The organism is Microbacterium cremeum, from assembly GCF_015277855.1.
GTDB classification, from domain to species: domain Bacteria; phylum Actinomycetota; class Actinomycetes; order Actinomycetales; family Microbacteriaceae; genus Microbacterium; species Microbacterium cremeum.
Window position 1 is genome coordinate 3,073,410 of sequence record NZ_CP063812.1, and the last position, 20,705, is coordinate 3,094,114.

Annotated in this window: 11 protein-coding genes; 7 read left to right on the top strand and 4 right to left on the bottom strand. The window is 71.6% G+C overall.

What is annotated here, in order from left to right:
- Window positions 1–190: 190 nt before the first annotated feature.
- The 3 genes from IM778_RS13905 to IM778_RS13915 are packed head-to-tail and all read left to right on the top strand — an operon-like array spanning window position 191 to window position 1,979.
- Window positions 191–979, top strand: a complete 789-nt coding sequence (locus IM778_RS13905; RefSeq protein ID WP_194409429.1) for a hypothetical protein — start codon at window positions 191–193, stop codon at window positions 977–979.
- A complete protein-coding gene (locus IM778_RS13910) occupies window positions 976–1,395 on the top strand; it encodes a phage holin family protein (protein ID WP_194409430.1) in 420 nt (139 codons plus the stop codon). Before IM778_RS13905 ends, IM778_RS13910 begins: the two co-directional genes overlap by 4 nt.
- The gene (locus tag IM778_RS13915) at window positions 1,392–1,979 is read left to right on the top strand and encodes a DUF3618 domain-containing protein (RefSeq protein WP_194409431.1); all 588 of its coding nucleotides are present in this window, start codon (window positions 1,392–1,394) and stop codon (window positions 1,977–1,979) included. The genes IM778_RS13910 and IM778_RS13915 overlap by 4 nt, the downstream gene beginning before the upstream one ends.
- A 70-nt stretch (window positions 1,980–2,049) precedes the next feature.
- Here IM778_RS13915 and rpoC read toward each other — a convergent pair whose 3' ends face one another.
- From rpoC to IM778_RS13930, 3 genes are all read right to left on the bottom strand, one after another.
- Window positions 2,050–5,922: a DNA-directed RNA polymerase subunit beta' gene (gene rpoC, locus IM778_RS13920; RefSeq protein ID WP_194409432.1), complete on the bottom strand. Its 3,873-nt coding sequence runs from the start codon at window positions 5,920–5,922 to the stop codon at window positions 2,050–2,052.
- Between the two features lie 41 nt (window positions 5,923–5,963).
- The gene (gene rpoB, locus IM778_RS13925; protein ID WP_194409433.1) at window positions 5,964–9,464 is read right to left on the bottom strand and encodes a DNA-directed RNA polymerase subunit beta; all 3,501 of its coding nucleotides are present in this window, start codon (window positions 9,462–9,464) and stop codon (window positions 5,964–5,966) included.
- A gap of 308 nt (window positions 9,465–9,772) precedes the next feature.
- A complete protein-coding gene (locus IM778_RS13930) occupies window positions 9,773–10,102 on the bottom strand; it encodes a hypothetical protein (protein WP_194409434.1) in 330 nt (109 codons plus the stop codon).
- Between the two features lie 181 nt (window positions 10,103–10,283).
- On the opposite strand from IM778_RS13930, the gene IM778_RS13935 reads away from it, so the two are divergent.
- From IM778_RS13935 to IM778_RS13945, 3 genes are all read left to right on the top strand, one after another.
- Window positions 10,284–12,908, top strand: a complete 2,625-nt coding sequence (locus tag IM778_RS13935) for a DUF4062 domain-containing protein (protein WP_194409435.1) — start codon at window positions 10,284–10,286, stop codon at window positions 12,906–12,908.
- 140 nt (window positions 12,909–13,048) lie between these two features.
- Window positions 13,049–15,094: a DUF7363 domain-containing protein gene (locus tag IM778_RS13940; RefSeq protein WP_194409436.1), complete on the top strand. Its 2,046-nt coding sequence runs from the start codon at window positions 13,049–13,051 to the stop codon at window positions 15,092–15,094.
- A gap of 36 nt (window positions 15,095–15,130) precedes the next feature.
- Window positions 15,131–17,317 (top strand): caspase family protein, encoded by a 2,187-nt coding sequence (locus IM778_RS13945; protein WP_194409437.1) that lies wholly within the window; start codon window positions 15,131–15,133, stop codon window positions 17,315–17,317.
- A gap of 96 nt (window positions 17,318–17,413) precedes the next feature.
- Here IM778_RS13945 and IM778_RS13950 read toward each other — a convergent pair whose 3' ends face one another.
- Window positions 17,414–18,610 carry an Ig-like domain-containing protein gene (locus IM778_RS13950; protein WP_194409438.1) on the bottom strand — a complete coding sequence of 399 codons (1,197 nt, stop codon included), beginning with the start codon at window positions 18,608–18,610 and terminating at the stop codon, window positions 17,414–17,416.
- 240 nt (window positions 18,611–18,850) lie between these two features.
- On the opposite strand from IM778_RS13950, the gene IM778_RS13955 reads away from it, so the two are divergent.
- The gene (locus IM778_RS13955) at window positions 18,851–20,701 is read left to right on the top strand and encodes an AAA family ATPase (protein ID WP_194409439.1); all 1,851 of its coding nucleotides are present in this window, start codon (window positions 18,851–18,853) and stop codon (window positions 20,699–20,701) included.
- The last annotated feature ends 4 nt before the right edge of the window (window positions 20,702–20,705 follow it).

Below are 20,705 nucleotides of genomic sequence, written 5' to 3' on the forward strand. Positions count from 1 at the left end.
GTGGCATCCGTCTCCCGATCTCGACTGGACCGGAGTCCACCGAGGCCGGAGGGCGCGCACATTACTCCGTCGCCTCGAATCTGGCGACCCCCTCTGCCCCACACGTCGCAGAACGGATCGTGGTTCGCCACGGCGGCGACGGCAGCACCGGAACCGAACGGGCCACCGCGCGTGAGAGTGGAGAACGAGGATGCCTTCAGAGGGAATGGGGCAGCGCACCGACGCCGCCACGAGCGGCGACGGCCTCAAGGAGCGCACGATCGAGACGGTCGCGGAGGTCGACGCGGCCGCCATGCACGTCGCGGACGTGGCCGGCGACGAGGCCGGACACGTCGCTCACGAGGCCGAGAGAGCGGCCCGCGGCTTCTTCGACGAGACGCGGATGCAGGTGACCGAGCAGGCGTCGACGCAGCAGCACCGCGCCGCGGAAGCTCTGCGGACGGCGGGCGACGAGCTGAGCGAGATGGCCGGCGCCGCGCCGGCGGACGGCATGGCCGTGGGACTCGTGCGCGGGCTCGGCCGCCAGACCCGCACCGCGGCGTCGTGGCTGGAGCAGCGCGAGCCCGCCGACCTGGTGCAGGAGGTCCGCGGGTTCGCGCGCCGCCACACCGGTGCGTTCCTCGTGGCCGCCGTCGGTCTCGGCATCGTCGCCGGGCGGCTCACGCGAGCCCTGATGGCCGAGCGTGGCGGCGGTGGCGGCACGAACGTCGCCGGCGGCGGGTCCGGCGGCGGGTACGGCGCGGCGACGGCAGCCACCGGGCAGGGGATGCCCACGACCGGCGTCGGCGCAGACGTCCCGGGCGAGCGCGTTCCCGGCGCGGGCGTCCGAAGCGGCGACACGCCCATCGCGGACTCCCTGGCCGGCGAGCCTGCCGTGCCCGGCGCGGGCATGCCGGCGACTGCCGTCCCCCCGGGCACCGGCGGACCGGACGACACCGGCCAGGACGAGTGGTCGCCGAGCGGTGAGGAACGACGATGACCGACATGCCGACACCGTCGCAGGAGAAGGCGGCCACGACATCGCTCGGCGAACTCGTCGGCGAGGTGTCGCGCGACCTGTCGGAATTGATGCGCAAGGAGCTCGAGCTCGCCAAGGCCGAACTCTCGGACTCCGCGAAGCGGAGCGGCGCCGGCGCCGGTCTGCTCGGCGGCGCCGCCTACGCCGCCATGATGACGCTGCTGTTCCTGTCGATCGCGCTCTGGTGGGCGCTGGGACTGCTCGTCGGCGGCGGGTGGTCCGGCGTCATCGTCGCGGCGATCTGGGCGATCGCGGCGATCGTGCTGTACGCCGTCGGCATGGGGCGGCTGCGCTCCGTCCGGGGCGCGCCGCGCACCGTCGAAACCGTCAAAGCCATCCCCGATGCGTTCAAGAGGAACGAGGAGAACCGATCATGAGCACCCCCGAACAGATCCGCACCGACATCGAGGTCACCCGGGCCGAGCTCGGGCGCGACGTCGACGCGCTCGCCGACAAGGTGACGCCTGACAAGATCGTGGAGCGCCAGAAGACCCGCGTGCGTCGCGCGTTCGAAGACGCGAAGGAGCGCGTCATGGGCGTCGCGGAAGACGTCGGCCAGGCCGCGTCCGACGCAGCCGGCGGCGCCGCGCACGGCGTCGCCGAGGTGCCGCACCGCGCGGCCCGGACCGCGCAGGGCGCCCCCATCGCGGTCGGCCTCGTCGCCTTCGGCCTGGGCTGGCTCGCGGCGTCGTTCGCGCCGCCGACCCCGACCGAGCGCCGACTCGCGAACTCGCTGCGCGAGACCGCAGCGCCGCTCGTCGACTCCGCCGCGCAGGCCGCGAAGGACGTCGCCGAAGGGCTGGAGCAGCCTGCACGCGACGCGGTCGAGCAGGTCAAGGAGGAGGCCGTGGACGCCGCGGAGCGGGTCAGGGACGAGACCCGCGACACCGCCGATCGCGTGAAGGAGAATGTCGGACCGGGCAGCGGCGGCGACACCGGGACGTCGCGGCCGGCCGGCTGAGGCATCCCTCGCGTACGACGAAGGGCCCCGGCGAACCGGGGCCCTTCGCTCGCATTGATCCGAGCCGCGTCTAGTTGTAGTCGGTGGTGAAACCGTCCGTCGAGAAGCTGTCGAAGTCGACGTAGCTCAGGTCGGCGTCGGTGTACGCGCCGTCCGAGGCGAAGATGCGGTTGGGGTACCGCTCGCTCTTGGCCTCTTCCGTCGCCTCGACCGTGACGTTGCGGTACTTCGCAAGACCGGTTCCGGCGGGGATGAGCTTTCCGATGATGACGTTCTCCTTGAGGCCGACGAGCGGGTCGCTCTTGCCCTCCATGGCCGCCTGCGTGAGGACGCGGGTGGTCTCCTGGAACGACGCGGCCGACAGCCACGACTCGGTCGCGAGCGACGCCTTCGTGATACCCATCAGCTCGGGGCGACCCGATGCGGGGCGCTTGCCCTGGGCCACGGCCTCGCGGTTCATGTTCTGGTAGCGCTTGAAGTCCACCAGCTCACCCGGGAGCAGCGTCGTCTCACCGTGGTCGACCACGGTGACCTTGCGCAGCATCTGACGGACGATGACCTCGATGTGCTTGTCGTGGATCGGCACACCCTGCGAGCGGTACACGCCCTGGACGCCGTTCACGAGGTACTTCTGCACCTCGCGAGCACCCATGACGCGCATGACCTCCTTGGGGTCCAGCGTGCCGACCTGAAGCGCCTGCCCCACGGTGACGTGCTGACCGTCCTCGACCAGAAGCGTCGCGCGCTTCAGGACCGGGTAGACGTGCGGCTCGTCGCCGTTGTCGGGCGTCAGGATGACCTTCTTGCTCTTCTCGGTCTCGTCGATCGTGATGCGGCCATCGGCCTCGGCGATCGGCGACGCACCCTTGGGGGTGCGGGCCTCGAACAGCTCCTGCACGCGGGGCAGGCCCTGCGTGATGTCATCGGCCGACGCCGAACCACCGGTGTGGAAGGTACGCATCGTCAGCTGCGTGCCGGGCTCACCGATCGACTGGGCCGCGATGATGCCAACGGCCTCGCCGATGTCGACGATCTTGCCGGTCGCGAGCGAACGGCCGTAGCACTTCGCGCAGACACCGACAGCCGAGTCGCACGTGAGCACCGAGCGGACCTTGATCGACTCGACGCCCGCCTCGACGAGGCGGTCGATGAGGACGTCGCCGACGTCGTCACCGGCTGCCGCGACGACCTCGCCGTTCGCACCGGTCACCTCGGCCGCGAGCGTGCGGGCGAAGACCGAGTTCTCGACGTTCGCGTCGCGCACCAGCGTGCCGTCGGCACCGGGAGCGGCGATCGTGAACTCGAGGCCCTTGGTCGTGCCGCAGTCCTCCTCGCGGATGATGACGTCCTGCGAGACGTCCACGAGACGACGCGTCAGGTAGCCCGAGTCGGCCGTACGGAGGGCCGTGTCGGCCAGACCCTTGCGGGCACCGTGCGTCGCGATGAAGTACTCCGCCACCGACAGACCCTCGCGGTAGGAGGAGATGATCGGACGCGGGATGATCTCACCCTTCGGGTTGTTCACCAGGCCTCGCATACCCGCGATGTTGCGGATCTGCAGCCAGTTGCCACGCGCACCCGACGACACCATGCGGTTGATGGTGTTGTCGGCCGGGAAGTTGTCGCGCATCGCCTTCTGGACCTCGTCGGTCGCCTCGGTCCAGATCTTGATGAGCTCCTGACGACGCTCCGCGTCGGTGGTGAGACCCTTCTCGAACTGCGCCTGGACCTTGGCGGCCTGCTTCTCGTAGCCTCCGACGATCTCGGCCTTGTTCGGCGGCGTGAGGATGTCGCTGAGCGCCACCGTGACACCCGAACGGGTGGCCCAGTAGAAGCCGGCGTCCTTGATGCGGTCGAGGGATGCCGCGACCTCCACCTTCGGGTACTCCTCGGCGAGCTTGTTCACGATCTGCGACAGCTTGCCCTTGTCGGCCTGCTCGCGAACGAACGGGTAGCCCTTGGGGAGCGTGTCGTTGAAGATCGCCTGGCCGAGCGACGCGTCCACGAGGCCGTGGCGCTCGTAGCCCTCGGGGGCCTCGCCCTCGAGGAACGTCAGACCCGGGATGCGGATGCGCACCTTCGCCTGCAGATCGAGGGTTCCCTCGTCCTTCGCGAGGATCGCCTCGCCGACCGAGCCGAACACACGACCCTCACCGGCGGCGCCCTCCTTGACCGTGGTCAGGTGGTGCAGACCGATGATCATGTCCTGCGAGGGCAGGGTCACGGGGCGGCCGTCCGACGGCTTCAGGATGTTGTTCGAGGCGAGCATCAGGATGCGGGCCTCGGCCTGGGCCTCGACCGACAGCGGCAGGTGCACAGCCATCTGGTCGCCGTCGAAGTCCGCGTTGAAGGCGGCGCAGACGAGCGGGTGGAGCTGGATGGCCTTGCCCTCGACGAGCTGCGGCTCGAACGCCTGGATGCCCAGACGGTGAAGCGTGGGCGCGCGGTTGAGCAGCACCGGACGCTCGCGGATGATCTCTTCGAGCACGTCCCACACCTCGGGGCGGGTGCGCTCGACGGCGCGCTTGGCGGCCTTGATGTTCTGCGAGTGGCCGAGGTCGATCAGGCGCTTGATCACGAACGGCTTGAACAGCTCGAGCGCCATCTGCTTGGGCAGACCGCACTGGTGGAGCTTGAGCTGCGGGCCGACGATGATGACCGAACGGCCCGAGTAGTCCACGCGCTTGCCGAGCAGGTTCTGGCGGAACCGGCCCTGCTTGCCCTTGAGCATGTCGGACAGCGACTTCAGCGCACGGTTGCCGGTGCCCGTGACGGGGCGGCCGCGGCGGCCGTTGTCGAACAGCGCGTCGACGGCCTCCTGCAGCATCCGCTTCTCGTTGTTGACGATGATCTCGGGCGCGCCGAGGTCGATCAGGCGACGGAGGCGGTTGTTGCGGTTGATCACGCGACGGTACAGGTCGTTCAGGTCGGAGGTCGCGAAGCGGCCACCGTCCAGCTGCACCATCGGGCGCAGCTCCGGCGGGATCACCGGAACGACGTCGAGCACCATCGAGGCCGGGCTCATGCCGGTCTGCAGGAACGAGTTGACGACCTTGAGGCGCTTGATCGCACGGATCTTGCGCTGGCCCTTGCCCTCCGAGATCTGCAGGTGGAGGCTGTCGGCCTCGGCCTGCAGGTCGAAAGCCTCGAGGCGGCGCTTGATCGACTCCGCGCCCATGTGGGCCTCGAAGTACTGGCCGAAGCGGTCCTGCAGCTCGTGGAAGATCTCGTCCTCGCCCTTGAGCTGGCCGACCTCGAGCGTGCGGAAGTCCTCCCACACGCGCTCGAGGCGAGCGATCTGGTCGTCCGCGTTCTTGCGGATCGAGGCCATCTCCTTCTCGGCGGCGTCCTTGACCTTCTTCTTCTGGTCGGCCTTGGCGCCCTCCTCCTCGAGTGCGGCGAGCTCCTCCTCCAGCTTCTGCAGGCGAGCCGCCACGCGCGAGTCGCGGCGGTCGGCGAGCGTCTTCAGCTCGAGGCGGATGTTGTTCTCCTGCGTGGCGAGGTCGCGGTGGCGCGCGTCCTCGTCGACCGAGATCACCATGTAGGCGGCGAAGTAGATGACCTTCTCGAGGTCCTTCGGCGCCATGTCGAGCAGGTACCCGAGGCGCGAGGGCACGCCCTTGAAGTACCAGATGTGGGTCACGGGCGCGGCGAGCTCGATGTGGCCCATGCGCTCACGGCGGACGGAGGACTTGGTGACCTCCACGCCGCAGCGCTCGCACACGATGCCCTTGAAGCGGACTCGCTTGTACTTGCCGCAGGCGCACTCCCAGTCGCGGGAGGGCCCGAAGATCTGCTCGCCGAACAGGCCGTCCTTCTCGGGCTTCAGCGTGCGGTAGTTGATCGTCTCGGGCTTCTTGACCTCGCCGTAGGACCAGCGACGGATGTCGTCGGCGGTGGCCAGGCCGATGCGAAGCTCATCGAAAGTTGTTGCGTCGAGCACTAGTTCTCCTGTGTCGGAATTCTTTATCGGACCGGCCGGGCTTAGATCTCGTCGATGGACGAGGACTCGAAGCGGCTGGAGATGTTGATGCCGAGCTCCTCGGCGGCGCGGAAGGCCTCGTCGTCGGTGTCACGGAGGTTGACAGCCGTGCCGTCGGCCGAGAGCACCTCGACGTTCAGGCAGAGCGACTGCATCTCCTTCATGAGCACCTTGAACGACTCGGGGATGCCGGGCTCCTGGATGTTCTCGCCCTTGACGATCGCCTCGTAGACCTTGACGCGGCCGAGGATGTCGTCGGACTTGATCGTGAGGAGCTCCTGGAGGGCGTACGCGGCGCCGTAGGCCTCGAGGGCCCACACCTCCATCTCACCGAAGCGCTGACCGCCGAACTGCGCCTTACCACCGAGCGGCTGCTGGGTGATCATCGAGTACGGACCCGTCGAGCGCGCGTGGATCTTGTCGTCGACCAGGTGGTGCAGCTTCAGGATGTACATGTAGCCGACCGAGATCGGAGCCGGGAACGGCTCGCCGGAGCGGCCGTCGAACAGCTGCGTCTTGCCCGACGAGTCGATCAGGCGGTCGCCGTCGCGCGTGGGGAGCGTCGAGTCGAGCAGACCCGCGATCTCCTCCTCGAACGCGCCGTCGAACACGGGCGTGGCGACCTTCGTGCCGGGGGCGGCCTCGCGGGCCTCCTCGGGCAGGCGCGCGGCCCACTCGGGGGTGCCGTCGACCTTCCAGCCCTGCTTCGCGACCCATCCGAGGTGGGTCTCGAGCACCTGGCCGAAGTTCATGCGGCCGGGGATGCCGAGCGGGTTGAGGATCACGTCGACCGGCGTGCCGTCCGCGAGGAACGGCATGTCCTCGACGGGGAGGATCTTCGCGATGACGCCCTTGTTGCCGTGGCGGCCGGCGAGCTTGTCGCCCTCGGTGATCTTGCGCTTCTGGGCGATGTAGACCACGACGCGGCGGTTGACGCCCGAGCCGAGCTCGTCGTCGCCGTCCTCGGCGTTGAACTCCTTCACCGCGATGATCGTGCCCTGCTCACCGTGGGGCACCTTCAGCGACGTGTCGCGCACCTCGCGGCTCTTCTCGTTGAAGATCGCGCGGAGCAGGCGCTCCTCGGCCGACAGCTCGGTCTCGCCCTTGGGCGTGACCTTGCCGACGAGGATGTCGCCGGGGCGCACCTCGGCGCCGATGCGGATGATGCCGCGCTCGTCGAGGTCCTTCAGCAGGTCGGGGCTCACGTTCGGCAGGTCGCGCGTGATCTCCTCCTTGCCGAGCTTCGTGTCGCGGGCGTCCACCTCGTACTCCTCGATGTGGATCGAGGAGAGGGTGTCGTCCTTCACGAGGTTCTGGCTGAGGATGATCGCGTCCTCGAAGTTGTGGCCCTCCCACGTCATGAACGCCACGAGGAGGTTCTTGCCGAGGGCGAGCTCGCCGTTCTCGGTCGCCGGGCCGTCTGCGATGACCTCGCCGACCTCGACGCGGTCACCGGCCGAGACGACCACGCGCTGGTTGTAACTCGTGCCCTGGTTGGAGCGGTCGAACTTGCGCAGGAAGTAGTCCTGCGTGCCGCCCTCGTCCAGTTGCACCGTGACGACGTCGGCCGAGACCTCGACCACCACGCCGGCCTTGTCGGCGGTGACGACGTCACCGGCGTCGATCGCGGCGAAGCCCTCCATGCCCGTGCCGACGACCGGCGACTCCGAGCGCAGGAGCGGCACGGCCTGGCGCTGCATGTTCGCGCCCATGAGCGCGCGGTTGGCGTCGTCGTGCTCGAGGAACGGGATGAGCGAGGTCGCCACCGACACCATCTGGCGCGGCGAGACGTCCATGTAGCCGATCTCGTCGGCGTGGAACAGGTCGACCTCGCCACCCTGGCCGCGACGGGCGAGCACGCGGTCCTGCGCGAACGAGCCGTCGCCCTTGAGCTCGACACCGGCCTGCGCGACGATGTAGTCGCTCTCCTCCGAGGCGGTCAGGTAGTCGATCTGGTCGGTGACCTTGCCCCCGACGACCTTGCGGTACGGCGTCTCGATGAAGCCGAACGCGTTGATGCGCGCGAACGACGCGAGCGAGCCGATGAGGCCGATGTTCGGGCCTTCCGGTGTCTCGATCGGGCACATGCGGCCGTAGTGCGAGGGGTGGACGTCACGGACCTCGACGCCGGCGCGCTCGCGCGACAGACCGCCGGGGCCGAGCGCCGACAGGCGGCGCTTGTGGGTCAGACCCGCGAGCGGGTTGTTCTGGTCCATGAACTGCGACAGCTGCGAGGTTCCGAAGAACTCCTTGATCGCGGCGACGACGGGGCGCACGTTGATCAGGGTCTGCGGCGTGATCGCCTCGATGTCCTGCGTGGTCATGCGCTCGCGGACGACGCGCTCCATGCGCGACAGACCCGTGCGGACCTGGTTCTGGATGAGCTCGCCGACCGCGCGGATGCGGCGGTTGCCGAAGTTGTCGATGTCGTCGATGTCGAGACGGATCTCGACCTGCTTGCCGCCGCGCACGCCGTCGAAGGTCACGTCGCCGCGGTGCAGGCGCACCAGGTACTTGATGGTCGCGACGATGTCGTCGACGGTGAGCACCGAGTCCGACAGCGGCTTGTCGAGGCCGAGCTTGTGGTTGATCTTGTAGCGGCCGACCTTGGCGAGGTCGTAGCGCTTCGGGTTGAAGTAGAAGTTGTCCAGCAGCGCGCGAGCGGCCTCGGCGGCCACCTGCTCGCCCGGACGCAGCTTGCGGTAGATGTCGCGGAGCGCGTCCTCCTTGGTGAGGATGGTGTCCTTCGACAGCGTCTCTTCGATCGACTCGAAGCCGGCGAACTCGGCGAGGATGTCCTCGCTGGTGAGGCCGAGCGCCTTCAGGAAGACGGTGACCGACTGCTTGCGCTTGCGGTCGATGCGCACGCCGACCTGGTCGCGCTTGTCGATCTCGAACTCGAGCCAGGCGCCGCGTGAGGGGATGACGCGCGCCGACACGATGTCCTTGTCGGACGTCTTGTCGGGGGTCTTGTCGAAGTAGACGCCGGGCGAACGGACGAGCTGCGACACGACGACGCGCTCGGTGCCGTTGATGATGAACGTGCCCTTGTCGGTCTGGAGCGGGAAGTCGCCCATGAAGACCGTCTGGGTCTTGATCTCACCGGTCTGGTGGTTCATGAACTCGGCCTCGACGTAGAGCGGGGCCGCATACGTCTTGCCGCGCTCCTTGCACTCCTCGATGGAGTACTTCTCGGGCTCGAGGTAGGGGTTGGTGAACGAGAGCTGCATGGTCTCGCTCAGGTCCTCGATGGGCGAGATCTCTTCGAAGATCTCCTCGAGGCCGCTGATCTCAGGCACGTCGGTGCGGCCGGCGGCCTTCGCGTCGGCGACTCGCGCCTTCCACGATTCGTTGCCGACCAGCCAGTCGAACGACTCGGTCTGCAGCGCGAGAAGGTCGGGGACCGTCAGCGTGTCGGAGATCTTGGCGAACGAGAGGCGGGAAGCTCCGCGTCCGTTCTTAGGGGTGGTGGTGGGGTTGGATGCGTTGCGCGCAGCAGCCAAGGGGATTACCTCCGTGGGCCCCGTCAGGGGCTCGTTTCCTTGTCGTCAGGTGGAGTGCTCCGGTCCCCGAAGTCCATGCGTCGCACACCGCAAACCGAGCGGGGGCACACGGGCACAGCCGACCACCATATGAGGGCAGGGGGAATCCAAGAGCGCAAAGACCCACTATATGCCAGAAGACGCGCCGTGTCCACCTGGATTCTTGAAATGTTCCGGATGCTGCGGTATAAGCCCACCGGAACCCGCGGCGCGGGCGGATCGCCGCCAGCCCGGGCGTCGTTGCGGCGGGCGGGCGGCGATCGCGTGCGCTATTCCTCGAACACCGCGTTGCCGCGGCAGGCCATGCCCGGGTTGACTCCCACGTCGACCCCGGCACTCACGAACATCCCGTAGCTCTGGATGCCGCGGTATCCGTGCTTCTGGTTGCCCCGCATCGCGAGGGCGTCGTCGTCGAAGCCCGGCGGGTTGCCCTCGATGGCGTCCGCCGTGTCCTGCCCCGAGAACGCGCACGCCGACTTGGCGTGTGCCGCCCCCTGGGCCTCTCCTCCGTTTCCGTTGACCTCGCCCGCCATCGCGGCGCCGCCGCCGCCGAGCACGAGCGCGACGGCGACCGCCGCGCACGCCAGTGTCTTCCTCATCGCGTATCCCTCCCCAGAGATGACGCCCGGCGCGGCCCCCATCAGGTCGGGCACGCGGCGACCACTGCGGCGCCGCCGCGCGGCACGATACTCCTGCGCACCCGGCGGCGAAAGGGGCCCGCGGCGGATTTCCTCCGGTCGGCCATGGCGCAACCGCACCGTGCGGGTCCATGATGTGCACATGACCGGGGAGGGACACCCCGTCATCCGCACGCCAGATCAGCGGATCCGGGTGTTCGTGAGCTCGACACTGCGCGAGCTCGCAGAAGAACGGCAGGCCGTGCGCCGCGCCGTCGAGCGACTGCGCCTGGCGCCCGTGATGTTCGAGCTGGGGGCGCGGCCCCACCCTCCGCGTGACCTGTACCGCTCGTACCTGGCGCAGAGCGACGTGTTCGTCGGCATCTACGGGGCCAGCTACGGCTGGGTCGCGCCCGACGAGGAGGTATCGGGTCTCGAGGACGAGTACAACCTCGCACCCCGCGCGATGCCGAAGCTCATCTACGTCAAGGAGACGGTCGCGCGGGACGAGCGCCTCTCCGAGCTGATCGCACGCATCCAGGCCGATGACACCGCCGCGTACCTGCACTTCACGACGCCCGACGAGCTCGAGGACCGGGTCGCGGGGGATCTCGCCACGCTGCTCGCCGAGCGCTTCGATCAGTCCACTGCCCGCGGCGACGCCCCGGAACGCGCAGAGCCGGGGCCCGGGGCGCGCATCCCGGCTCCGTACACGGCGACGATCGGCCGCGAGGGCGAGCTCGCGGAGCTCCGCGCGCTGCTGGCCGGCGGGCAGCACCGGGTGGTGAGCCTCATCGGCCCGGGCGGCATCGGCAAGAGCAGGCTGGCGATCGAGGCGGCGCACGCGAACGCGGATCTGTTCCCCGACGGGACGTTCTTCGTGCCGCTGGAGGGCGTCCTCGAAGCGGGGCTCCTGCTGCCCACGATCGCCTACGTGCTGGGCGTCCGCGACACCGGCGCCGGCGGCACCCTCGAGGACCGCCTGGCCCAGTCCCTGGGCGACCGCCGCGTCCTCATCGTGCTCGACAACTTCGAACAGCTGGTCGAGGAGGCGCCGCTGCTGGTGCGCCTCTACTCCCTCGCACCGCGCGCGTGCTTCCTGGTCACGAGCCGAGCCGTCCTGCGCATCCGCGGCGAGCGCGTGTTCGAAGTGGAGGCGCTCGAGACGCCCGCGCCGGGGTCCGCCGCGACGCTCGCGCAGGCCGAGGGATCCGCGGCGTGCCTGCTCTTCGCCGAACGCGCGGCCGCCGCCCAGCCGGGCTTCAAGCTGAACGCGGCGAACGCGGGGGCGGTCGTCGAGATCTGCCGGCGCCTGGACGGCCTGCCCCTCGCGATCGAGCTGGCGGCGGCGAGGATCCGGCTGCTGTCGCCACAGGACGTGGCGGCCCGACTCGAGCGTTCGCTCGCGTTCCTGTCCACACCGGTGCGGGATCTGCCCGAACGGCACCGGACGATGCGGGCCACGATCGACTGGAGCGTCGGGCTGCTGTCCGACGTGCAACGCAGCATGCTCGAGGATCTCGGGGTGTTCGCGGCCCGGTTCACCCTCGAGGCCGTGGAGTCGGTCGGCGCGACGCGACCGTGGGGCGACGAGGCGATCGAGACCCTCGCCGGGCTGATCGACGCCTCGCTCGTGCAGCGCGTCGACGCGGACGGGCGGTCGGTGTTCTCGCTTCTGTCGATCGTGCGCGAGCACGCCCTCGGAGTCCTCGAGCGCCGGGGCGACGCGGATGCGATGAAGCGGGCGCACGCCGACCACTACCTCGCGCTGGTCCACGCGACGGCGCCCCGTCTGCGCGGCGCCGGGCAGGTCGACGCGGTGATCGAGCTCGGCCTCGAGGTGCCGAATCTCCGCGCGGCCGCCAGGCACCTCGTGCAGACGGGCCGCCTGGACGACGCCGGCGACTTCGCGTGGACGCTGGTGGTCTACTGGTGGATCTCGGGCTACTTCGCAGAGGTCCGCCTCTGGATGCTGGAACTCCTCGCCGCGCAGCGGCCGGTCTCCGATCGCACCCGGGCCGTGGCGCTGTTCTTCACCCTGTGGGCCGAGATGTGGCAGCGTCCGAGCGCCCAGGTCGTGTCGGGGCTCGGCGAGGCGATGCGGCTGTTCGCGCGGGACGGCGACGAGCACGCCGCCGCGATGGCGCTCGCCGCTCAGGCGTCGACGAGGCTGCAGTTTCCCGATCTCGACCCTGCGACGGCGCGGGCCGAGCTCGAGGACGCGGTGGCGAGGCTCCGCGCTCTGGGCGACCGCTGGGCGGAGTCGCTCGCCGAGGTGGCGCTCGGCCAGCTGGCGGTGGTGTGCAGCGACATCCCCGGGGCGAGCGCGCACTTCGACCGTGCGGTCGAGATCGCCGAGTCCGCGCAGGACGCGTTCACCCGCGTGGTCGCGGGGAACAATCGCGCACGCCTCCGCTTCCTGCTGGGCGATCGCGACGCGTCCGAGCCGGAGTTCCTCCTCACACTGCGGCTCTCGACGCAGCTGCACTTCGTCGACGGCGCGACCTACGGGATCGAGGGCGCGTGCGCCTTGGCTGCGGCACGCGGGGACGCCTGGAAGGCCGGCGCCCTGGCGGCCGCCGCGGCGACGCTGCGAGAGACGACCGGCGTGTACGACATCGCAGGCCTCGCCATCCATCTCGAGCCGCTCGCCGCGCTGCGCAGATCCGATCCGGCCGCTGTCGCCGCGGGTGAGCGCGCCGGCCGCGAGCTGAGCCTCGCCGAGGCGATCGAACTGGCGATGCCGGATGCCGATGCCGACCTGCGCCGGGCGGTCGCGGCCTGGTGACGGCCCTCGTCGGAGCAGGCGGTATCAGCGTCGCCGGGCGAACGCTCTGTGACGGAGAGGGCGTGCCGGGTGCATCGCGCCGGGCAGCGCTCCCCCGGAGCTCCTGCCGAGCCTGCGGGGCGGATTGACGAGGGATCGGGATGGATCGCGTTCCGGACGTGCCGCGCGGCACCGTCGAGATCGACGGCGCCGGGATCGACGCGCGGATCGACATCCCGCCGGCCGGAACGGTCGACGCCGGGGGCATCGCACTGCTGGCGGACGCGGTCATCGAGTCCGAGCGGGGCGGAGTGGCCGCGATCCGGGTCCGTGGCGCCGAAGGCGGGCACGTCGCCGTGATCGTGAGCCGCGAGCGCGGCGCGGAGCTCGTCCGCCTGAGTGGAGACGGCACGGACCGCATCGCCCATGTTCGACTCGCCGCCGGCGAGCGCGTCCACGTGTCGGTGGTCGTGAGCGGATCGTGGGCCGGGATCGAATGGCTCGCGCGCCAGGTCTCACGGGGCGGCATGGGCGCCGGCGGCGCGGAGGCGAGCGCGGACGACGGGATGCCGGAGACCGCACCGCCGCCTCCCCCGCCCGCGGCGGAGATCGACCTCGGCGGCGCGGAGGCCGCGCCGGACGGTGCCGCGGCGGAGGAGGAATCGCCGAGGACCGCCGCGCACGTCGACGCCGAGATGCCGGCCCGTGCCGCACCCGGGCAGGAGGTCGCCGTGCGCGTGCGGCTGTCGCGGGATCCGCTCGCCCCCACCCCCGGCGCTTCCCACGACGACGCGGTGATCGCGATCGACGCCGCACGGCCTGTCACCGTCACGGTGATGCCCCGCGGTCTGCGGTTCGCGCGCCGGGTGCGCGCCACCCGCACGCTCCGTCTTCCCGATGCCGGGCGGTCGCCGGCGATGGCGGTCTTCCGCCTGACGGCGCTGGACACCGGGATGGTCGAGGTGTCGGTCATCGTGCGGCAGGAGCCGATCGAACTGCCGCTGGCCACGCTGCGGCTCACCGCGGAGGTCGCGGCGGCCCGGGAGCCGGACGCCGAGCCCCCGGCCCGGACGGCGCGTGCCGCCGTGGCGGGACGCCCCGCCGAACTCGCGGGGCTCCCCACGATCCGCGTGGACGAGTCGATCGCCGGCGGGCGCTCGACGCTGCGGGTGGCGGCGACGATCGGCGGGGAACGCGCGGAGCATCGCGCCGACCTCGGCGACAAGGCGCGCTTCGTCGACCTCCTGTACCGCGACCTGCGCGGCATCCGTGAGCATCTCGACGGCTTCCGCGACGACGCGGAACGGGCGAAGGCCGCCGAGGGGAAGCTCGCCGATGTCGGCGGACGGCTGGCGCGGCGGATCCTCGGACCCGACGTGCGCGCCCTCCTGGGCCGCCACCGCGGGGAACTGGACGGCCTCATCGTGCAGACCTCGGCCGAGGTCGACCTGCCGTGGGAGATCGTGTGCATCGCCCCGCCCGGCGCCGCGTCGCCCGCCCTGTTCCTGGGCGACGCCGGTCTGGTGCGGTTCGTGTACGACACCGCCCATCCGCAGCGCATCACGGTCTCGCCCGACCGGGTGCTCACCGTCTCACCCGCGTACGTCGACCAGAGGCTGCGGCTCGAACGCACCGCCGAGGAGGTCGCGGAGCTGCGCGCGCGCTTCACCGGGATCACGCCCGCACCCGAGGACCGCGGGCAGCTGAGCGCGAGCATCGCGGCCGGGTTCGACCTGCTGCACTTCGCCGGACACGGCCGGTGGCGTCCCGACGACCCGGCCTGCCAGGAACTCGTGCTGGCGTCGTTCTCGGAGCCGGTGGCGCCCGACGGCTCCAGCTACGCCGAGACCGACGCCCGCCGCGACCTGCCCGACCGCGGGATCGTCGAGCCCGAGACGCCCGGCCCGTTCGTGTTCCTCAGCGCCTGCGACGTCGGCCGGCTCCAGTCCGGGGCCGCCGGCCTCGGCGGGTTCGCCGAGGCGTTCCTGCGGGGCGGGGCGGCCGCGTTCGTCGGCTGCGGCTGGGCGGTGCGCGACGACGTCGCGTCGCGCTTCGTCACCACGCTCTACCGCGCGCTCCTCGACGACGGCCTGCCGCTCGCGCAGGCGACGCGGCTCGCTCGTGCGGCCTGCCGCGACGCCGGGGATCTCAGCGCCTACGCCTTCGCCGTGTTCGCCGATCCGCGCGCACGGATCAGCACGCCGTGACCGACCGAGACCAGCACACGACCGACGGGAGCCGACATGCCCTCCACCACACGCACGCGCGCCGAGGCGCCAGAGACGAGCCCGGATGCCGCGGGCACCGGAGCATCGCGCGGCGGGCTCACGCCCGCACAGCTGGCGGCGCTGCGCCCGCACGTCGTCGCCACCGAGGACGGCGAGCTGGCGAAGACCTCGACGGCGCGCCCGAAGACCGTGGCCGAGTTCGCCACGACGGCAGCCGACATCCGCCGCATCTTCTCCAAGGACCTGCCCGCATTCCTCGCGGCGCACCCCGAGGCGCCCGTGCCGATCGTGATCTACGCGCACGGCGGACTCGTCGACAAGGCGGCGGGGCTTGCGACCGCCCACGCGCAGGTCGACTGGTGGAAGGAGAACGGCGCCTTTCCGATCCACATGGTGTGGGAGAGCGGACTGTTCACCGCGCTCGCGGATGTGATCATGCGCCGCCGGCCCGGCAAGCGCGGTTTCGCCGACTACACCGACGGCGTCATCGAGGCCGCCGCGCGACTGCTCGGCGGCACGCAGGTGTGGGGCGACATGAAGCTCGACGCCGCGGCCGGGTCGATGGACGGCGGCGGAGCGAGCGTGCTCGCCGACGAGCTCGCGAAGTTCGTCGCGGCGCACCGCGACGACGTGACGGTGCACGCCGTCGGGCACAGCGCCGGATCCATCTTCCACGCCCACTTCGTGCCCCGCGCGCTCGCGGCGGGGGTGCCGAGGTTCGACTCCGTCTCGCTGCTCGCGCCGGCGGTGCGGGTCGACACCTTCGAGCAGACGCTGCTCCAGGCCGCCGAGGACGACCGTATCGGCGAGCTGTCGGTGTTCACGATGACCGACGCCAAGGAGCGCGACGACAACTGCTTCACGCTCTACCGCAAGTCTCTGCTCTACCTCGTGTCGCGGGCGTTCGAGCCGGAACGGGATGCCGCGATCCTCGGCATGGAGAAGTACCTGCGCGGCAGCCGCCGCAGCGTCGAGTACCTCAGCGCCCACGCCGATCGCCTCGTGCTGAGCCCGGTCGCCGGCCCCGCTCGGCGCAGCAGCAGCGCGACCAGCCACGGCGGGTTCGACAACGACCCTCCGACGATGACCGCCGTCGCGCTGCGGGTGACCGGCGGCGACACGGTCACGCCCTTCCCGGCCCGCCCGCGCGAGGTCGAGATGCCTCCTCTCCCGGTGGACACCGGCGGCGGCTCACGGGGAACGGCACCGGCCAAGCGCGCACTGTGCATCGGCGTCAACGCCTACGAGGAGCTGGGCGACGTGCTGCACGGCTGCGTCGCCGACGCCACCGCGTGGTCGCAGGCGCTCGGCGCGGCGGGCTTCAGCACGGACGTGATGCTCGACGCGGAGGCCACGCGCACCGGCATCCTCAGCGCCATGCTCGACATCGTCGCCGAGGCGAAGGCCGGAGACGTCGTCGCGATCCAGTACGCGGGGCACGGCACGTACGTGCCCGATCTCGACGGCGACGAGGACGACGCGGCCGGGCCGACCGACGAGGCCCTGTGCCCGGTGGACTTCCGCCAGGGCCGGCTCATCATCGACGACGACCTCGCCCAGATCTGGGACCTCATCCCCGAGGGCGTCGCCGTCACGCTGCTGTTCGACAGTTGCCACTCCGGGACCGCCAACCGAGGCGGCCGTCCCGACCCTGCTCCGCCCGCGCCGACCGCACGGGCGCGCCTGGTCCGGCCCGACAAGGAGCTCGAGCGGGACTACGCCCGCAGCCGCGGCGTGCCCACCGGCGACGAGCGCCGGGAACGGGCCCGCGACGTCGTGATCGCGGCGGAGCCCGCCCGCAGCCGCAACACCACGCACAACCGCCCGACCGCGGTCCGCCGCGAGGTGCTCATCAGCGCGTGCCTTCCCAACGAGGTCGCCATGGAGCGCGACGGCCAGGGGGTGTTCACCGCCGCGGCCCTCCAGGTGCTCGCGCGCGGCGAGTCGCTCACCAACCGCGGCTTCGTCGACGCCGTGATCGCACAGCTCGGCGTGCGCACGCAGACTCCGCAGCTGACCGCCGACGACGTGCTGGCGGCGCGGCCCCTGCTCGCGTCCGCGATCGACGCCGTGACGATCGCGGCGCCCGCAGCCGCGGTTGCCGGGGCACGTGATCGGGACGGAGAGGGCAAGCGCACCGCGGCGATCGTCGCGATCCTGCGTGCGACGGCCGATCTGCTCGAGGACGACGGCGTGGGCTGATCCGCCCTCGCTTCGCGGCAGCGCCCCGTTCGGCCGGGGACGGGGGCGACGGATGCCGCGGACCGGGCCGAGGGCACCGGTCCGCGGCATCCGTGATCAGCGCCCGCTGCGCCGCAGCCGGGCGGTCGTCATCGCGAGCGCACCGGCCAGAGCGAGCACGGCGGCTCCGGCGAGGGGCCCGGCGACGTCGGCGCCGGTCGCGGCGAGAGCGCGCGCGGTGGCCGCTGCCGGCGCGGCATCCGCGCCGTCGGGGTCGTCCGTCGTCGCGGTCTCGTCGTCCGAGGGAGTGACGGGCTCGGTCGGCATCGTGGGACCCGCCTCGAACGGGTCGATCGGGTCCGTCGGGTCCGTCGGGTCCGTCGGGTCCGTCGGGTCCGTCGGGTCCGTCGGGTCCGTCGGGTCCGTCGGGTCCGTCGGGTCCGTCGGGTCCGTCGGGTCCGTGGGGTCCGTCGGGTCCGTCGGGTCCGTCGGGTCCGTCGGGTCCGTCGGGTCCGTGGGCTCGACCGGGTCGGTCGGGTCCGTCGGGTCGCCGACGGGAACGATGTCGACGGTGAGGAGGCTCGTGACCGAGCCGGTGCCGTCCGACACGCGCACGGTGAGAGCGCGCGTGCCGACGAAGTCGACCGGCGGGATGTAGCGGATCCCGGTCGGGTCCGAGTGCCACTTCTCGCCCGGAAGCGCGGGCGACACCCCGCCCAGCACCGACACCGTCAACGCATCGCCCTCGGCGTCGAAGTCGTTCGCGGTGAGATCGGCGTGCACGAGGGTCAGCTGCGTGTTGACCGGCGTCGAGGCGACGTCGTCCGCGGCGACCGGCAGCGTGTTGACGGGCTCGGCCGGGGGCGGGCCGACCACGATCGTCACCGTCGCCCGTTCGGCGCTCTGGATCGTCCAGTCCCAGCGGTCCATCGCGACGTATGTGAAGGAGGCGACGCCCGAGAACCCGGGGTGCGGTGCGAAGTCGAACGTGCAGAGCTGGCCGTTCGCGCCCACGATGGCGCCTCCGACGATGTCCTGCACGAACCCGGCACCGATGGGATCGCCCTCGGCGTCGGTGTCGTTGGCGCACGGCGACAGCGTCACCTCGGTCTGGTACGGGATCTCGAAGTAGTCGTCGACGGCGACGGGCGGCGTGTTCGCCGCGACGGGCTCGTCGTCGGCGCGGGCCGGCAATCCGACCGCGAGCGCCGAGGCCGTGACGGCGCCGGCAGCGGCGACGAGGGCGCCGATGCGGATCGCGTCCGGCAGAGCGAACCGGCCGGGTCTGCGCGGTGTCGTGGGGGCGAGGTTCATGGTGTTCCTTGTCATCAGGTCTGGGCGTGCGGATCCGCACGTCGTCCACCTTCGCGTCCGCGCTTCCCCGCGGGATGGGGGACGCGTGCTCAACCCGACGGGCTGCGACTACTCAGCTGCGCCGGCGCGCTACTCAGGCGGCGACGGATGCCGCGGCACGCGGCATCCGTCGATGATGACTGCGAGGGCGCTGCGGCCCTAGAATCGCGCTCAGCGGCTGGGGAGCCACGAGGAGGACCGATGGTCGGGGAAGCCACCGAGCAGGCGTTCGCGCCCTGGCCGCTGACCGGTCGCGACACCGTGGTGTCGCGGGCCACGACGGGTCTGCGGGGCCGCGTCCGCACGATCCTCATGTGGGGAGCGTCCGGCGTCGGCAAGAGCCGCACCGTCGAGTCGGTGGGCGACGCGCTCGCGGCCGAGGGCTGGACCGTGCTGCGCGCCTCCGCCACCGCGATCATGTCGCACGTGCCGCTGGGCGCACTCCTCCCGCTCTTCCCGACGGGCAGGGCGCAGCTGACCGACACCTCGATCGACCCCGGCGCGCTGCTGGATCGCGCCATCGACGCGCTCGAGACGCGCGGCCCCGCGCCCCGCCTCCTCGTGATCGACGACCTCGGACTCCTCGACCCGCTGTCGGCGACGCTGGTCGCCCAGCTCGTCGCCGTCGACGCGCTGCGGCTCGTCGCGACGATCCGGTCGGGCGATCCGCTGCCCGATCCGTTCGTGTCGACCTGGAGCCCCGACCGCTCGCTGCGGGTCGAGCTGTCACCGCTCGACGTCGACACGATCGGCGACCTGCTGACCGCCGTGCTCGGCGGCCCCGTCGCGCATCGCACGACGAGCGATCTGCACCGCGAGAGCGGCGGCAACCCGCTCTACCTGCGCGAGCTGGTGGTCGGCGCGCTCGAGTCGGGCAGGCTGGCCGAGGAAGCCGGCGTGTGGCACCTCACCGGCGCGCCCGTGGGGTCGTCGGCGCTGCGCGACCTCATCCTCGCCCGCGTCGCCCAGCTCGACGCCGACGAGCGCGACGTCGTCGACCGGCTCGCCGTGTGCGGCGAGCTGCGCGCCGCGCATCTGACCGCGCCGGGCGCCCGGGCGGCGCTGGCGCGGCTCGAGAACGCGGGCCTGGTGCACATCGGCGACCGGCTCGACGTGCGCCTGTCGCATCCGCAGTACGTCGCGGTCGTGGCATCCGCGGTCCCGCGTCTGCGCGCCGCCGACCTGCTGCTCGAGCAGTCCGCCCTCCTCGACGGCGACGGCGCGACCGCCGCCGACGCGCTGCGCGCGGTGACGTGGCGGCTCGCGGCGGGGGCGGATGCCGACCCTGAGATCCTCGCGAGCTCTGCGCGGCTGGCACGGCAGGCCGGCGACCACCGCACCGTCGAGCGGCTGACGGCGGCAGCCCTCGCCGCGGGCGGCCCGCGTCCCGACCTGCTGCTGCTGCGCGGGGAGGCCCTGCTGCGCATGGGCCGCGTCGCCGAGTCGCTCGACGTGCTGCGGTCGGCCGACGCGCTGGCCCCCGAGGGAGAGCTCGCGACGGCGATCGCCGCGACCACCGCGATGGCGCACGTCAGCGTGCACGAAGGGCTCGCCGATGCGCTCGAGGTGCTGCGCCGCGCCGACGCGGGAGAGCATCCCGACCCGTCGCTCGACTTCATGCGCGCGCTCGTCGAGCTGTACTCGAACAACGCCGCCGAAGCGGACCGCATCGTCTCGGCGCTCGCGGGCGGCTTCGGCGACTCGCCGGCCGAGCAGGCGATCATCGCCGCGGCGCGCGCGCAGCCGCTCGCCGCCCTCGGCGCACCGACGAGGCGATCGCCGCCGCCCGGACCGCCCTCGAGTTCGCGCGGGCGACCGAGGGTGCGGCGATCCCGGGGCACACGGTCGCGAACGCGCTCCACACCCTCGCGACGGTGCTGCTGCACGCGGGGCGCGTCGACGAGGCCCGCGGGGCGGCCACCGAAGCCCTCGTCGAGGCGATCGACGCCGACGACGAGATCGTGTCGCGCTCCATCGAGTTCCTGCTGGCGCGGATCGCCGCCGACGCGGGGCGCCTCGAGACCAGCGCCCGGTGGTGTCGCGACACGATGAGCGG

What these genes read in the sequence shown, in the direction of transcription:
- IM778_RS13905 (WP_194409429.1), top strand. Translation starts at nt 191, where the DNA reads ATGCCTTCAGAGGGAATGGGGCAGCGCACCGACGCCGCCACGAGCGGC.
- IM778_RS13910 (WP_194409430.1), top strand. Translation starts at nt 976, where the DNA reads ATGACCGACATGCCGACACCGTCGCAGGAGAAGGCGGCCACGACATCG.
- IM778_RS13915 (WP_194409431.1), top strand. Translation starts at nt 1,392, where the DNA reads ATGAGCACCCCCGAACAGATCCGCACCGACATCGAGGTCACCCGGGCC.
- IM778_RS13930 (WP_194409434.1), bottom strand. Translation starts at nt 10,102, where the DNA reads ATGAGGAAGACACTGGCGTGCGCGGCGGTCGCCGTCGCGCTCGTGCTC.
- IM778_RS13935 (WP_194409435.1), top strand. Translation starts at nt 10,284, where the DNA reads ATGACCGGGGAGGGACACCCCGTCATCCGCACGCCAGATCAGCGGATC.
- IM778_RS13940 (WP_194409436.1), top strand. Translation starts at nt 13,049, where the DNA reads ATGGATCGCGTTCCGGACGTGCCGCGCGGCACCGTCGAGATCGACGGC.
- IM778_RS13945 (WP_194409437.1), top strand. Translation starts at nt 15,131, where the DNA reads ATGCCCTCCACCACACGCACGCGCGCCGAGGCGCCAGAGACGAGCCCG.
- IM778_RS13950 (WP_194409438.1), bottom strand. Translation starts at nt 18,610, where the DNA reads ATGAACCTCGCCCCCACGACACCGCGCAGACCCGGCCGGTTCGCTCTG.
- IM778_RS13955 (WP_194409439.1), top strand. Translation starts at nt 18,851, where the DNA reads ATGGTCGGGGAAGCCACCGAGCAGGCGTTCGCGCCCTGGCCGCTGACC.